This is a genomic window from Micromonospora sp. WMMA1976, assembly GCF_027497335.1.
GTDB lineage: Bacteria > Actinomycetota > Actinomycetes > Mycobacteriales > Micromonosporaceae > Micromonospora > Micromonospora aurantiaca.
In genome coordinates this window covers 1,626,326-1,640,736 of the sequence record NZ_CP114912.1, presented here as the reverse complement: position 1 = coordinate 1,640,736, position 14,411 = coordinate 1,626,326, and the positions used below count along the sequence as shown (strand labels likewise).

Sequence of the window (14,411 nt, the reverse complement as noted above, 5' to 3'; positions counted from 1 at the left end):
CTCCGCGACACCGATCCTGATAAATTGCGCGCTCCGCACGGGTTCGACGGGGGAATGCGCATGTCCGACACGGGGGCCGGATCCGATCAGGGAGCGACCGGGAACGAGGAACAGCGGGCCGACACCGCCTGGATGCCGTCGGCCGTACCCGGCCCGCCACCGCAGCCGGCCACCGGGCCGGTTCACCAGCCGCCCGGCACGGGTTACGGACCACCCACCGCGGGCCCGCCGTACGGACCGGCCACGACGGCCACGCCGTTCGGGTCGGCCCCGCCGTACGGGCCGTACCCGCCGCCCGGCCCGCCGTCGTCGGGCCGCAACCGCGGTCTGGTCGTCGCCGTCGCGGCGCTGAGCGTGCTGCTGCTGGTGGCGTGCTCGGGCCTGATCGGCGGCGCGTTCCTGCTGGGCTCCTCGCCGCGCGAGGCAGCCGAGCCGGAGCCGGCCGCGCCGCCGGTGGCGCCCTGGCGGTCGTCCGGCACGACGCCCACGCCGGGTGCGACGGCGAGCGTGGAGCCCTCGACGCGCGGGCCGCAGCCCAGCGACTTCCCGGCGGCGCAGATCTCCGACCTGAACGACGTGTGCGACGGGGTCCTCTACTACCCGCAGTCGCCGAAGCGCACCGGAGCGGCGCCGCACCCGGTGGCGCTGCTCGTCGGCACCGACATGGGCACGGGCCGCCGCCACGACCGGGTCTACTACTACGACGAGGGCCTGTCGAAACGGGTGGAACGGACCTGGGCGTCGGAGGACCCGAAGGCCGTGCAGATCGTCGCCTGTCTGGATCGCACCGGCACCGGCGCGACGATCCGCAAGTGCCGCTACGACGACCCAAAGCCGGACACGCTGACGCTGCTGAAGGCCACCTACCGCCTGCGGGTGTACGAGGTGGCGACCGGCCGCAGACTGCTGGACAAGACCCTGGGCGGGGACGACCAGCAGTGCCCCTTCGTGGTCCTGTACGGACCGGACAAGAAGATCTACGCCGAGGTCAGCCACCGATCGCTGCTCTCGGCGCTGCGCAATCTCGTCAAGCGGTAGGCGGGCGACGCCGGCCGGGGTCCACCCGGGACGACGCGGGGAAACCGGCCGCACGGCCCCTCGCGCACCGGCCGGGATGTTCGATACCATCGAACATCCCGGCGGAGGTCCCGCCACCTCGACAGGAGGTCCCCGTGCGGCCCATGAACAGTCAGCCGCCGTCGGAGCAGGCCGGCTCCGGTGGCGCCGCGGACGAGAACACGCCCGCGGGCGTCGTCGGCGGGCGGATCCGGCGCTACCGCAAGGAACGCGGGCTGACCCTGCGCGGCCTCGCCTCCCGTTCCGGGCTGTCCATCGGCTTCCTGTCCCAGGTCGAGCGCGGCATCTCCTCCATCGGCCTGACCGCGCTCGGCAGCGTCGCGAAGGCGCTCGACCGGTCGGTGGCCGACTTCTTCGACGCCGGCACGCCCTCGCCGGACAGCACCGTCTCCTCGCTCCCCCGGCACTTCACGCTGACCAGGGCGGAGACGGCCGCTACGCAGTACGTGTCCGGGCAGCAGACCTACCGCATGCTCTCCGACCGGGGGCCGGACCTGGTGCTCGAACCGATGCTGGTGCACATCGCGCCGGGCGGGCGCCGGGAGAACGCGTACGGCCACCGGGGCGAGGAGTTCGCCTATGTCATCTCCGGCGAGTTGCTCTACGAAGTCGAGGGCGTCGAGCACCGGCTGTTCCCGGGCGACAGCGTGCACCTGCGCTCGTCGGTGCCGCATCAGCTCTTCAACGACACCGACGCGGTGACGACTGTGGTCTCGGTGGTCACGCCCCGCCTGTTCTGACCCGCGCGCCGGGCACCACGAATCGCCCTCCGTGTTCACGTAGGTGAACTCGGAGGGCGATTCCACGTCCGGCGTCAGCGACCGAGGCGCGCGTCCACGGCGGTCATCGTGTCCTGCCAGATGACCGAGGCCGGGTCGATCACGGCGAAGTGGTCCCCCGCCTGTTCGAGGTGGCGGATCTCGTCCCCGGCGGCTGCCGCGGCGGCGGCGTAGCGCCGGTTGGCGTCGACGAGGTCGAGGCTGTCCTCGGTCCCCTGCACGAGCAGCGTCGGCACCCCGGCCGGCAGGCGGAGCATCGGGTCGCTCTCGGCGTACCGGCGTGGGGCCGTGGCCGGTGAGCCGCCCAGCGCGGCGGCGATCGCACCGTCGCCGAGGTAGCGCCGCTCGCCCTCGGTGAGGTCGAGCACCCCGGCTAGCGACACCGCGAGCGCGACACGTGGCCCGCCCTTACGCGCGGCTAGGTCCGCCGCGGCGCGCAGCGCGAGCTGCCCGCCGGCCGAGTGTCCCAGCAGGACGATCCGGTCCAGGTCGACCAGCCGGTCGCGGGCCGGTTCCCGCAGTGCGCGCAGGCCCGCCTCCACGTCCTGCGTGGTCGCGTCCCAGCCGTGCCGGTCCGGGCGCCGGTACTCCAGATTCCAGGACGCGTACCCGCGCCGGGCCAGGTCGGCGGCGAGCGCGTCCATCAGGTCCGCGCCCCAGTTGGACCGCCAGAACCCGCCGTGCAGCAGCACCGCGACCGGCGCCGGGCCGGTGTCGAGGGCCGACGGCAGTCGCAGGTCGCCCCACTGGTCCGGGTCCGGGCCGTAGGCGATCCGGGTGGCCGGCGCGCGGAGGCGGTGCACGGCGTGCCGGATCGCCCAGGCCAGGCCCCACAGTCCCCGCCCGGCCAGGTGGATCGCGCCGGGCACCGGCGGCTCGACGGTCAGGTCGTACCAGACCACGCCGGCCGGCTGCGCGCCGATGAGGGCACGGGCCGCCGGTGTGGGGCCGGGCAGCGCCACCACCGGCTGATCAGTCGTGGCGAGCAGCGAGCGCAGCTCGTCGGCCGATCCGGCGGTGACCACCTGACCGGCGACATCCAGTTCGGCGCAGGTGGCGTCGGCCAGCGACGCCAGCAGAGCCGCGTCGGCCACCAGGCCGGGGCTGGCCACCACGGTGAGCCGCACCTGACTCACCTCCGCAGCAGCGGCAGGACGGCCGAGCCGAGCAGGTCCACGCCGCGCTCGTCGGTGAGGCCGTGCGGCGTACCGAACTCGACCCGGCGCACGCCCGCGTCGATGAGCGCCTGAGCCTGCGCGGCGACCTGCTTCGGCGTGCCGGAGAAGGCGAACCGGTCGAGCACGTCGTCCGGGATCAGCCGGCCCGCCGCCTCGTCCTCGCCCGCGTCGACCAGCTCGCCGACGCGCTTGACCAGGTCGTCGGGCATCACGACGGTCGGGTCCAGCTCGGCCACCACCGCCAGGTACATGGCGACCTCGGTGCGGGCCTTGGCGCGGGCCGCCTCGCCGTCGGTGTCGACGACAGTCACCGCACCGAGCACGATGCCGACGTCCGCGACGTCGCGGCCGGCCTTCTCCGCGCCGGTCCGCAGCCGCTCGCGGATCACCGGGACCATGTCCGGGTTGGCGCTGCCGCCCACCTTGATCTCGTCGGCGATCCGCCCGGCCAGCGCCGCGCCCTGCGGGCCCCACGCGCCGAGCAGCAGCGGCGGGTCGGGCCGCTGCACGTCGTAGCGCAGCGCGGTGCCGGGGGCGAGCGTGAAGACCTTCCCGGTGAAGCCGCTGCGGTCGCCGCGCAGCAGGCGGTAGACGACCTGGACGGCCTCCTCGATGGTGGTCAGCGGCCGCGGCTGCGGCAGGCCGACAGCGCCCAGCCAGGTCCCGCGGGCCAGACCCAGGTAGGCACGCCCGTGCGAGGCCAGGTCCAGGGCGGCGATCTGACCGGCGATCTCGTACGGCGCCATCGAGTACGGGTTCAGGCAGGCCGCGCCGAGGCGTACCCGTTCGGTCGCCTGTGCCATCTCCAGCAGCGGGAAGATCGGCGGCTGGTACATCAGGTCACCGAAGACGGTGAGCACGTCGAAGCCGTGCGCCTCGGCGGCGCGGGCCAGCCGGGCGTAGGCGCCGGCCGGCTTGTCGCTCTGCAGGCCGAGCCCGATCTCGACGGTCATGTCAGGTCCGCCGAGTTCATCGTGCGCCGGCAGGTCCGTTCCACCTTCATGACGAGCCGCTCCTCCGGATCGGGGCAGATGAAGTGGGAGTCCTGGGCCAGCCAGTCCCCCGGAGCCAGGTCACGCTGCTTGGCGGCGAGGAAGGGCAGCACCGAGGCGAGCGCGTACACGCAGAAGTGCTTTCCCTCGGGCAGCCGCAGGTGCGCGCTGTTGGTCAGTTCGAAGTGGTCGCCCACGGCCATGCCGCACACCGACCGGCCCTCGATCCGGTCGACTGTGACCTTCAGGTCGTAGATCTCCATGTCGCCGTCGCTGTCGCTCACGGTCCCTCCCCCTCGTCGATCCGTACGATGATCTTGCCGGTGGTCCGGCGTTCGGCCAGTTCGGTGAGCGCCGCGGGCGTCTCGTCCAGCGACACGACGCGGCTGACCGGCGGCCGAACCGCGCCGGAGGCGCACATGTCGAACAGCTCCTGGTAGGCCGCCTCGACGGCCGACGCGCGCTGCCACGGGTACTGCGAGCCCCAGGACAGACCGACGAGCGTCGCGTTCGCCGCCATCAGTCGCAGCGGGTCGACAGGCGGCGGCGCGCCACCGGCCGCGCCCACCGCCACCAGGCGGCCCTCGAACGCCAGGCACTCCCAGGAGCGGGCGAACACGTCGCCGCCCACCGGGTCCACCACGACGTCCACGCCACGTCCGCCGGTGGCCGCGCGCACGGCGGGCACGAAGTCGTCCGCCGTGTAGTCGATCGCCACCTGGGCGCCGTGGTCGCGGCAGATCGCGGTCTTGGCGGGGCCGCCCGCGGTGGCCAGGACCCGCGCGCCGCGGGCGACGGCGAGCTGGATCGCGGCGATGCCCACCCCACCGGCGCCCGCGTGCACAAGCACCGTCTGCCCGGCGGTGAGACCGGCTCGTTCCAGCGCGAACCAGGCGGTCTGGTAGGTGACGGGCAGCGCCGCCGCGGTGACCGCATCGACAGTGGGCGGTCGCGGCACCACCACCGCGGCATCCACCGTCACGGTGCTGCCGAGCGCGCCGCGCGGCAGCGCCGGGCAGGCGAGCACCTCCTGACCCAGCAGGTGCTCGGCCCCGGCCCCGGCGGCGACGACCCGGCCGGCCGCCTCCACCCCGGGTGTCATCGGCGGGTCCGGCCGCACCGGGTACTCGCCCCGGCAGAGCATGACGTCCAGGAAGTTCAGCCCCACCGTACGGACGGCCAGCCGTACCTCACCGGGGCCGGGCGGCGGGTCGTCGGGCAGCTCGGCGACCGACAGCACGTCCGCCGGCTCGCCGGTCCGCCCGGCGACCAGCCGCCGGATCACGCCGCGCCCACCGGTTCCCGGACCAGCTCGGCGTGGTGGTGCACGATCACCCAGCGGCCGTCGACCCGGCGCACCACGTCGGTGACCCGGGTGATCTCCGGCTCGTCGTCCGGGCCGAGCTGCGCGACCAGCTCGTACCGGGCCACGCCGAAGTCGTCCCACACGTCGATGCGCTTGTCCCGCGCGGCGAGCACCGCCAGCCGGGGCCGCCGCCCCGCGGCGTCCCGCCGGGCGCGGTACTCGTCCAGCTCGGCCCGGGTCCGCAGCGGCCCGGGCAGGTGCGTCTCCCAGGTGGTCACGTCCGGGTCCAGGTGCGTGTCGAACCGCTGCTGATCCCCGGCGAGGAACGCGTCGTACATGTCGTCGATGCCGGCGGCGATCGCCGCGGCGCCTGAGTCCGCGAACGTCATCGCGTCTCCTCCTGGTTCCGGTCGTCGCGGGCGATCTGCCCGCCCTTCATCACCCACCGCACGTCCCGGAACGCCGAGGTGTCGGCCAGCGGGTCGGCGTCGGTCGCGATCAGGTCGGCGAGCTTGCCGGCCTCGACGGTGCCGAGGTCGGACTCCGCGCCGAGCCACCGGATCGGGCCGAGCGTGCCGGCGTGGATGGCCCGCGCGGTGCCGATCCGCTCGGACATGTACTCCAGCTCCCGGATCGAGGCGGTGGTGCCCTCGAACTCCCAGAACGGGGGCATGTCGCTGCCGAGCAGCACCTCCACCCCGGCGGCGATCGCCATGTCGAAGCTCTCCAGGTGCCGGGGGCCGGCGCCGAGCGACCGGCACTGCATCCACTCCGGCACGCCCAGCTCGTCGAAGAACTCCTTGCACCGGGTCACCAGCAGCGTCGGCACGAGCGCGGTGCCGCGCTCGGCCATCCGCGCCGCGACCTGCGGAGTGAGCTGGTAGCCGTGCTCCACGCAGTCCAGTCCCAGCTCCACGGCCGCGCCGATCACGTCGGCCGGTCCGGCGTGCGCTGTCACCTTGCGGCCCCACGCGTGCGCGGTCTCGATCACCGCGCTCATCTCGTCGGCGAACAACTGGGGCGTGTGGATGCTCTCGTGCTCACCGGCGATGCCGCCCGAGATCATCACCTTGATCAGGTCCGCGCCCGCCTTGATCTGGCTGCGGACGCCGTGGCGGAAGCCCACCGGGCCGTCGCACTCGAGCGTGTCGTTGCTCTCGTGGCCGTGCCCGCCGGTGCACACCAGCGCCCGGCCGGCGGTGTAGATGCGCGGACCCGGCACGCGCCCGGCGTTGATCGCCCGCCGCAACGCGAAGTCGGCGTGGTCCTTCTCCGCCACGCAGCGCACTGTGGTCACGCCGGAGTGCAGCGTGCGCCGCGCCCCGTCGGCCATGTAGTGGGCGAGGTCGTACGAGCCCATCCCCTTGACGCCCTCGCCGGCGGAGCCGGGCAGCGACAGCGAGAAGTGGGTGTGCATGTTTACCAGACCGGGCGTCAGGTACGCGCCGTCGAGGTCCACCTCGGTCAGCCGGCCGGCGGCCCGCGCCTGCTCGGCCACCTCGGCGTACGGCCCGACGGCGGCGATCCGGTCACCCCGGACCCACACCCCGGCGCCGGTCACGGGCGTCATACCGTCCACCACGCGGGCGTCGAGCACTGTGCAGTTGCCGAGCAGCACGCTCGGCTGCTCGGGCGAATAGGCGGCACTCACGCGATCACTCCATAAACGTCTCGGGCGGCCCGCGCGGAGACGTAGCCCTCGGCCACGTCCCGTCGCACCGCCTCCGGATCCCGACTCCTCGGGTCACCGTGCCCGCCGCCACCGGCGGTCAGCAACGTCACCCGATCCCCCACCGCCACCGCGGTACGCCGTGTGCTCACCCGGTGCTCCCGGTCCGTGCCCGGGAAGACGACCACCTGGTTCGGCTCCGGCTGCTCGCCGCCGGCCAGCGCCCACGGCGCGCTCTTCGTCTTCTTGATCACCGTCAGGAACTCGCCCGGCGTCACGAACCGGATGTCCCGCCGCAGGCCGCAGCCGCCCCGGAACCGGCCGGCGCCACCGGAGTCGGTGCGGATCTCCAGGCGCTCGAAGAACATCCCGGTCCTCGACTCCAGCACCTCCACGGGCGTGTTGCGCGCCTGGGTCTGGCACAGGTGGTTCGCCGGTCCGATGCCGTCGTGCCGGGGTGTGCCGCCCCAGCCGACCGGGTCGTTGTTGCTGACCGCGAACATGTCGCCGGTGTCCGGGTGCCGGCCGACCATCATGAACCCGGGCACGTCGCCGCCGGACGACGCGGCCAGCCGGTCCGGCATGCCCTGCGCCAGCGCCTTGAGGATCAACTCCAGCGCGACGGTGCCGGTCCACTGGGTGAACGTGGCGGCCGGGTACTGCGCGTGGAACAGCGTGCCGGGCTCGGCGCGTACCCGCAGCGGCGCGAAGTGCCCGGCGTTGGTCTGCTCATGCGGCGTGGTGACGCCCTTGAACGCGACCCGGCAGGTGGCGATCGTGGCGCCCAGCGGCAGGTTCACCGGCCCGGGCACCGCCGGGGACGACCCGGCGAAGTCCACTGTGAACGCGCCGTCGGCGACGGTGACGGTGACCCGCATCCGGATCGGGTCGTCGGTGACGCCGTCGTCGTCGAGCCAGTCCTCGGCGGTCCAGGTGCCCTGCGGCAACGCGGCGACCGCCTCCCCGGCGCGCTGCGCGGCGGCGTCGATCACCCGGTCGACCACCGCGTCGACCACTGCGGGGCCGTAGTGGCGGTACAGCTCGGTCACCCGCCGCTCGCCGGTCCGCAGCGCGGCGATCTGCGCGTTGAGGTCGCCGAGCACGAGTTCCGGCATCCGCGAGTTGAACCGGATCAGCTCGTGGATCTCCGGCACCGGCTCGCCCCTGGCGTACACCTTCGTGCCGGGGAAGATGATCCCCTCCTGGTGCATGTCCGTGGAGTCGAGCACGTAGCCGGGATCCTTGGCGCCCAGGTCCATCCAGTGCGCCCGGATGCACAGGAAACCGATCAGCTCCTCGCTGTCCGGCAGCACGACCGGCGCGAACATCGTCGCGTCGTACGTGTGCGCCGCGTTCCAGTACGGGTAGTTGAGCAGCACCACGTCGCCGCGGTGCAGATTCTCCACGCCGACGTACTCGACGCCCTTGCGCAGCGAGTAGTCGTTGGCGCCGAGGAAGCGGGACAACCCCGTGGACTCCGCGACCAGCCGCAACCGCCGGTCGTAGACGGAGATGCCGAAGTCGTACACCTCGTAGATCACCGGGTTGAACGCGGTGCGCACCAGCGCGGCCCGCATCTCCTCGGCGGCCGAGACGAGATGGCTACGGACGACCTCGACGGTTGCCCCGTCGACCGTCGGCTCACCCATCGACGTCCACTCCGTAGACGTCCCGGGCCGCCTCCCGGGAGACGTACCCCTCGGCCACGTCCCGCCGCACCGCCTCGGGGTCGCGGCCGCGCGGGTCGCCGTGCCCGCCGCCACCGGCGGTCAGCAGGGTGACCCGGTCGCCCGCCGCCACCACGGTGCGCTTGGTGCTCACCCGGTGCTCGCGGTCGGTGCCCGGGAACACGACGATCTGGTTCGGCTCCGGCTGCTCGCCGCCGTCGAGCGCCCACGGTGCGCTCTTTGTCTTCTTGATGACGGTGAGGAACTCGCCCGGGGTCAGGAAGCGGATGTCGCGCCGCAGGCCACAGCCGCCCCGGAACCGGCCCGCGCCGCCGGAGTCCGCGCGGATCTCCCAGCGCTCGAAGAACATCCCGGTCTTGGCCTCCATGACCTCGATCGGGGTGCCCCGGCCGGTGCTGCCGGAGACGTGCGTGGCCGCGTCCATGCCGTCGTGCTGCGCGGTGCCACCCCAGCCCACCAGGTCGTTGTTGCTGACCGCGAACATCTTGCCGGTGTCCGGGTGCAGGCCGACCATCATGAACCCGGGCACGTCGCCGCCGGAGGACGCGGGCAGCCGGTCCGGCATGCCCTGCGCCAGCGCCTTGAGGATCAGCTCCACCGCGACGATGCCGGTCCAGAGCGTGAACGTGGGCTGCGGGTAGACGGCATGGAACAGGCTGCCCGGCTCGGCCCGCACCTCCAGCGGCGCCACGGTGCCGGCGTTCGACGGCTCGTCCCGCGACGTCAGCGACTTCAGCACGACCTTGCAGATCGCCTCGGTCGCCCCGAACGGCATGTTGATCGGGCCACGGGTGGCCGGGGCCGAGCCGGCGAAGTCGACGATGAAGCGCCCGTCGTCGATCGTCACCGTGACGCGCATCTTCACCGGGTCGTCGGTGATGCCGTCGTCGTCCACCCAGTCCTCGGCGGTCCAGGTGCCCTGCGGCAGCGTGGCCAGCGCCGCCCGGGCGCGGGCCTCACCGTCGGCGATGATCCGGTCGATCGCCTGGTCGACGGTGGCCCGGCCGAACTTCTCGATGATCTCCAGCATCCGGCGCTCGCCGGTACGCAGCGCGGCGATCTGCGCGTGCAGGTCACCGAGCACCGCGTCGGGCATCCGCGAGTTGAAGCGGATCAGCTCGTGGATCTCGCGCACCGGCACGCCCCGGGACACGACCTTGGTGCCCGGGAAGATGAGCCCCTCCTGGTGCATGTCGGTCGAGTCGAGCACGTAGCCCGGGTCCTTGGCGCCCAGGTCCATCCAGTGCGCGCGGACGCAGAGGAAGCCGACCAGCTCGCCGTCCGCGTCCGGGTCCGCCTCGTCCGGCCGGAACACCGGCGCGAACAGCGTCGCGTCGTACGCGTGCGCCGCGTTCCAGTACGGGTAGTTGAGCAGCACCACGTCGCCGCGGTGCAGGTTCTCCCGGCCCACGTACTCCACGCCCTTGCGCAGCGAGAAGTCGTTCGCGCCGAGGAAGAACGTCAGCCCGGTGGCCTCGGCGACCAGCCGCAGGTCGGCGTCGTACATCGACAGGCCGAAGTCGTGCACCTCGTAGATGACCGGGTTGAACGAGGTACGGATGAGGGTGGCCCGCATCTCCTCCGCGGCGGACAGCAGATAGCTGCGGACGACCTCGACCTGGGCTCCGTCCAGCGTGCTCATGCGGCTTCCTCCAGGGTGACGAGCAGGTATCCGTGGTCGTCGACGGTGACCCGCTGACCGCTGGGCACCACTGTGGTCGAGGTGCCCTCGTCGACCAGCGCCGGTCCGTCGAAGGTGTCGCCCGGCTCCAGGCGGGCCCGGTCGTAGACCGCGAACGGCACCACCGCGTGCTGCCCGAAGTCGTACGCGTCGCGGTGCGCCAGCAGCGCCTGCGACGGGTCGCCGTCGCCGCGCGGCAGGGTCTCCAGCGCCGGCCGGTCGGTGCGCCCGATGCCGCGCACCCGCAGGTTGAGGATCTGGAGCGGGTTGCCCATGGTGTGGCCGTACCGGGTGCGGTGCGTCTCGTCGAACGCGGCGCGGACGGCGTCGCGGTCCAGCTCACGCCCGACGGTGACCATCAGGCTGTGCTCCTGGCCCAGGTAGCGCAGCTCGAACTGCCGCTCCAGCACCGCCTCACCGGCCGGCACGCCCTGCGCCACCAGCGACGCGACCGCTTCGGCCTCGACGGCCTTGAACAGCTGCTCCAGCTCCGACAGGTCGGCGTCGTCGAGCGTGGCCATCACGGTACGGCTGAAGTCGTTGACGATGTCGGCCGAGAGCATGCCCCAGGCGGAGAAGCCGGACGGCGCGAACGGCACGACCACCTCGCCGATGCCCATCTCCCGGGCCAGCAGCGGCGCCAGCAGCGGGCCGGCCCCGCCGAACGCGAGCAGCGCGAACTGCCGGGGGTCGTGCCCCCGCTCGACGGTGATCTGCCGGACCGCGCCGACGGTGCGGGCCAGCAGCACGTCGAACACGCCCGCCGCCGCGTTCTCCACGCTCAGGCCGAGCGGATCGGCCAGCTGCTCCTGGATCGCGGCGCGCGCCTCGGCGTCGCGCAGGCCCATGGTGCCGGCGAGGAACCGGTCCGGGTCCATGTAGCCGAGCACCACCGCCGCGTCGGTCACAGTCGGCCTGGCGCCGCCCCGGCCGTAGCAGACCGGGCCGGGGTCGGCGCCGGCGCTCTGCGGACCGACCTTGAGCAGGCCGTGGTCCAGCCAGGCGATCGAGCCGCCGCCGGCGCCGATGGTACGGATGTCGTACGTCGGGATGAGCAGCGGGAAGTGCTCCAGCTGGGCCTCGTACGCGGCGACCGGGTTGCCGCGCTCGATCACGCAGGCGTCCAGCGAGGTGCCGCCGATGTCGAACGTGAGCACGTTGTCCCGGCCCAGCTCGGAGGCGACGTAGGCGGCGCCGACGATGCCGCCGGCCGGGCCGGACAGCACGGTGTGCGTGGGGGCGGTCTTGGCGACCGCGCTGGTCATCGAGCCGCCACCGGAGCGCATGATCAGGAAGCGCCCGGCGAAGCCGCGCTCGGCCAGGCCGGACTCCAGCTCGTCCACGTACCGCTCGAAGATCGGCCGGATGTACGCCTCCAGCACCGTGGTGCTGGTGCGCTCGTACTCCCGGTACTCGCGCACGATGTCTGTCGACAGCGACAGGCTGACCTCGGGGAACTCCTCGTGGATGAGGCGCGCGGCCTCCCGCTCGTGGCTCGGGTCGAGGAACGAGTGCAGGAAGCAGATGGCGATCGAGGTGACCTGCTGGTCCACCACGAGCGTGCGGGCGGCCTCCCGGACGCTGTCCGGGTCCAGCGGCTCCACCACGCGTCCCCGGTAGTCGAGGCGGCCCCGCACACCGGCGGTGAAGCGGCGCTGCACCAGGCTCTCCGGCCGCTGGTACTGGAAGTCGTACATGTGGTCGGACGGCACGTTGCCGCGGCCGATCAGGAAGATGTCCCGGAAGCCCTCGTTGGTGATGATGCCGGTACGGCCACCACGACGCTCCAGCACCGCGTTGAGGCCGAGGGTGGTGCCGTGGATGAACAGCTCCACCTCGGACAGGTCGGTGCCGAGCGCGGTGATCGCGTTGAGGACACCGTCCGCGGGCCGGGCCGGGGTCGTCGCCGCCTTGCGGAAGCGGACCCGGTTGGTGCGCGTGTCCAGTTCCATGGCGTCCACGAAGGTCCCGCCGATGTCGACGGCGAGCCGGATGGGGCGACGGGTCATGGCGTGACAGCCTGCCTTCCGATGAGGGCGGGAAGCTCGGGAACGCGCCAGCAGGCGGCCCGGCTCTCGCCGTACGACTGAAGCTCCTGCTGCTCCGATCGGCACCGGTCGGTGACGAACGGGCACCGGGCGGCCAGCGGGCACCCGGTCGCGGCGTCGGCTTCCTCCAGGTCCTTGACCAGCTCGACGGCCTCGCCGTCGGACCCGGTCGTCCCGCCGAGGCGGGGGGCGCTGCCCAGCAGCGCGCGGGTGTAGGGATGCCGGGGCGTGTCGAAGACGACGTCCACCGGTCCTTCCTCGACGACCCGGCCGAGGTAGAGCACCACGACGCGGTCGGCGAACCCGCGCACCGTGGCCAGGTCGTGGGAGATGAACACCGAGGCGCGGTCCGCGTCGGCGGCCACGTCGGCGATCACGTCGAGGATCTGCGCCTGGACGGTGACGTCCAGCGCCGACGTCGGCTCGTCGAAGACGATCAGGTCCGGCTCGCCGACCAGCGCGCGGGCGATGCCGATGCGTTGCGCCTGGCCGCCGGACAGCTCGTGCGGGTAGCGCTGGAGGATCGACCGGTCCAGCTCCATCCGGTCCAGCACGGCGGTGACGCGCGCCTCCCGCTGCGCCGGGGACAGGCCCGCGGCGCGCAGCGGCTCGGCGATGGAGTCGCCGACGGGACGGCGTGGGCTGAGCGAGCCGATCGGGTCCTGGAACACGAGCTGCGCCCGGGTCCGGGCCCGGCGCAGCGCCCGGCCGCGCGGGCGGGGGCGGCCCGGCTGCTTGACCAGCGTCTGCCCGGCGACCGTGACGGTGCCGGACGTGGGCGCGACCAGGCCCATCACGAGCTTCGCGAGGGTGCTCTTGCCGCAGCCGCTCTCGCCCACCACGCCGAGCGTCTCGCCCGGCCCGAGCCGGAGCGTGACGCCGCGCAGCGCGTGGTGCCCGCCGGATCCGAACCGGCTGCGATAGACGACGTGCGCATCCTCGATCTCCAGCACCGCCGGCTTCGGGTCGGTGCCGGCCGCGACCACGCCGGACGCGGCCGGCGTGTGCGCCGCCCGCGGCACGTCGGCGTCCAGCGGCCGGGTCTGCGGGTGGAAGCAGGCGAGTGACCACTCGCCGCCGCCGGGCACCGGCACGGTGGCCGGGCGCCGGGACGAGCAGGTGCCGTCGGCGTGCGCGCACCGGGCGACGAACGGGCAGTTGTGCGGCGCCTGCGTCAGCAGCGGCATGGCGCCGGGGGTGGCGACGACCGGCCGGCCGCCGACGTCCGGCACCGAACGCAGCAGCGCCCGGGTGTACGGGTGGGCGGGCTCCCGCAGCACCTGCGCGGCCGGTCCGCTCTCCACCACGGTGCCGGCGTAGAGCACCACCACCCGGTCGCAGACCTCCGCGATGGACGCCAGGTCGTGCGAGATCAGCAGGACGCCCCGGCCGTCGGTGTCGGCGGCGTGCCGGAACTGGCGCAGGATCTCCCGGGTCAGCGTCACGTCGAGGCCGGTGGTCGGCTCGTCGGCGATCAGCAGCTCCGGCGCGCAGCCGGTGGCCAGCGAGATCATCACGCGCTGGGCCATGCCGCCGGACAGCTCGTGGGCGTACGCGTCGAGCCGCCGCTGCGGGCTGCGGATGCCGACCGCCTCGAACAGCTCGCGCGCCGCCTCGCGGGCCCGCTCGCCGGACATCTCCTGGTGGGTGGCGAGCCGGTCGACGAGCTGCTTGCCGATGGTGCGGGTGGGACTGAGCGCGCCGCGCGGGTTCTGGAAGCAGATCGCCACCCCCCGGCCGCGGTGGGCGGCGAGCGCGGTGTCGTCCATGCGCAGCACGTCCGAGTCGCCGAAGCGCACCCGCCCGGTGGCGTGCGAGCCGCCGGGCAGCAGCCCGACGATGGCGCGGGCCACCATGCTCTTGCCGCCGCCGCTCTCGCCGACCAGGCCGACGACCTCGCCGGGCCGGACGGCGAAGCTGACGCCGCTGAGCGCTGCGACCTGCCGGCCGGGCCGGCGGATCGTCACGGAGAGGTTCTCGATCGACAGCATGG

The 14,411-nt window shown here is 73.5% G+C and carries 12 protein-coding genes; 2 read left to right on the top strand and 10 right to left on the bottom strand.

Annotation, left to right across the window (positions count from 1 at the left end; genetic code table 11):
* Positions 1–60: 60 nt before the first annotated feature.
* On the top strand, positions 61–1,038 hold the full coding sequence (locus O7546_RS07735; RefSeq protein WP_281600667.1) for a hypothetical protein: 978 nt from the start codon (positions 61–63) through the stop codon (positions 1,036–1,038).
* 143 nt (positions 1,039–1,181) lie between these two features.
* Positions 1,182–1,817 carry an XRE family transcriptional regulator gene (locus O7546_RS07730; RefSeq protein WP_228532064.1) on the top strand — a complete coding sequence of 212 codons (636 nt, stop codon included), beginning with the start codon at positions 1,182–1,184 and terminating at the stop codon, positions 1,815–1,817.
* Between the two features lie 74 nt (positions 1,818–1,891).
* Here the strand turns inward: O7546_RS07730 and O7546_RS07725 are convergent, their stop codons facing one another.
* Genes O7546_RS07725 through O7546_RS07680 form a run of 10 tightly spaced genes read right to left on the bottom strand, consistent with a single transcriptional unit; the run spans position 1,892 to position 14,409 of the window.
* Positions 1,892–2,983, bottom strand: a complete 1,092-nt coding sequence (locus tag O7546_RS07725) for an alpha/beta hydrolase (protein WP_281600666.1) — start codon at positions 2,981–2,983, stop codon at positions 1,892–1,894.
* A 5-nt stretch (positions 2,984–2,988) separates the two neighbouring features.
* On the bottom strand, positions 2,989–3,987 hold the full coding sequence (locus tag O7546_RS07720) for an LLM class flavin-dependent oxidoreductase (protein ID WP_269696446.1): 999 nt from the start codon (positions 3,985–3,987) through the stop codon (positions 2,989–2,991).
* The gene (locus O7546_RS07715; protein ID WP_151500654.1) at positions 3,984–4,310 is read right to left on the bottom strand and encodes a TIGR04076 family protein; all 327 of its coding nucleotides are present in this window, start codon (positions 4,308–4,310) and stop codon (positions 3,984–3,986) included. The genes O7546_RS07720 and O7546_RS07715 overlap by 4 nt, the downstream gene beginning before the upstream one ends.
* On the bottom strand, positions 4,307–5,311 hold the full coding sequence (locus O7546_RS07710) for a zinc-binding dehydrogenase (protein WP_194800799.1): 1,005 nt from the start codon (positions 5,309–5,311) through the stop codon (positions 4,307–4,309). Before O7546_RS07710 ends, O7546_RS07715 begins: the two co-directional genes overlap by 4 nt.
* Entirely contained in the window at positions 5,308–5,721 is a 414-nt protein-coding gene (locus O7546_RS07705; protein WP_281600665.1) for a nuclear transport factor 2 family protein, read from the bottom strand. Before O7546_RS07705 ends, O7546_RS07710 begins: the two co-directional genes overlap by 4 nt.
* Positions 5,718–6,983, bottom strand: a complete 1,266-nt coding sequence (locus O7546_RS07700; RefSeq protein WP_281600664.1) for an amidohydrolase family protein — start codon at positions 6,981–6,983, stop codon at positions 5,718–5,720. The genes O7546_RS07705 and O7546_RS07700 overlap by 4 nt, the downstream gene beginning before the upstream one ends.
* Positions 6,980–8,650: a hydantoinase B/oxoprolinase family protein gene (locus O7546_RS07695; RefSeq protein ID WP_194800796.1), complete on the bottom strand. Its 1,671-nt coding sequence runs from the start codon at positions 8,648–8,650 to the stop codon at positions 6,980–6,982. The genes O7546_RS07700 and O7546_RS07695 overlap by 4 nt, the downstream gene beginning before the upstream one ends.
* The gene (locus O7546_RS07690; protein WP_194800795.1) at positions 8,643–10,331 is read right to left on the bottom strand and encodes a hydantoinase B/oxoprolinase family protein; all 1,689 of its coding nucleotides are present in this window, start codon (positions 10,329–10,331) and stop codon (positions 8,643–8,645) included. Before O7546_RS07690 ends, O7546_RS07695 begins: the two co-directional genes overlap by 8 nt.
* Positions 10,328–12,379 carry a hydantoinase/oxoprolinase family protein gene (locus O7546_RS07685; protein WP_194800794.1) on the bottom strand — a complete coding sequence of 684 codons (2,052 nt, stop codon included), beginning with the start codon at positions 12,377–12,379 and terminating at the stop codon, positions 10,328–10,330. The genes O7546_RS07690 and O7546_RS07685 overlap by 4 nt, the downstream gene beginning before the upstream one ends.
* The gene (locus tag O7546_RS07680; protein ID WP_194801037.1) at positions 12,376–14,409 is read right to left on the bottom strand and encodes an ABC transporter ATP-binding protein; all 2,034 of its coding nucleotides are present in this window, start codon (positions 14,407–14,409) and stop codon (positions 12,376–12,378) included. The genes O7546_RS07685 and O7546_RS07680 overlap by 4 nt, the downstream gene beginning before the upstream one ends.
* Positions 14,410–14,411 lie beyond the last annotated feature (2 nt).

Excerpts from the sequence above, each read along its gene's own strand:
- O7546_RS07735 (WP_281600667.1), top strand. The coding sequence starts at position 61 with ATGTCCGACACGGGGGCCGGATCCGATCAGGGAGCGACCGGGAACGAG.
- O7546_RS07690 (WP_194800795.1), bottom strand. The coding sequence starts at position 10,331 with ATGAGCACGCTGGACGGAGCCCAGGTCGAGGTCGTCCGCAGCTATCTG.
- O7546_RS07685 (WP_194800794.1), bottom strand. The coding sequence starts at position 12,379 with ATGACCCGTCGCCCCATCCGGCTCGCCGTCGACATCGGCGGGACCTTC.
- O7546_RS07695 (WP_194800796.1), bottom strand. The coding sequence starts at position 8,650 with ATGGGTGAGCCGACGGTCGACGGGGCAACCGTCGAGGTCGTCCGTAGC.
- O7546_RS07720 (WP_269696446.1), bottom strand. The coding sequence starts at position 3,987 with ATGACCGTCGAGATCGGGCTCGGCCTGCAGAGCGACAAGCCGGCCGGC.
- O7546_RS07730 (WP_228532064.1), top strand. The coding sequence starts at position 1,182 with ATGAACAGTCAGCCGCCGTCGGAGCAGGCCGGCTCCGGTGGCGCCGCG.
- O7546_RS07705 (WP_281600665.1), bottom strand. The coding sequence starts at position 5,721 with ATGACGTTCGCGGACTCAGGCGCCGCGGCGATCGCCGCCGGCATCGAC.
- O7546_RS07680 (WP_194801037.1), bottom strand. The coding sequence starts at position 14,409 with ATGCTGTCGATCGAGAACCTCTCCGTGACGATCCGCCGGCCCGGCCGG.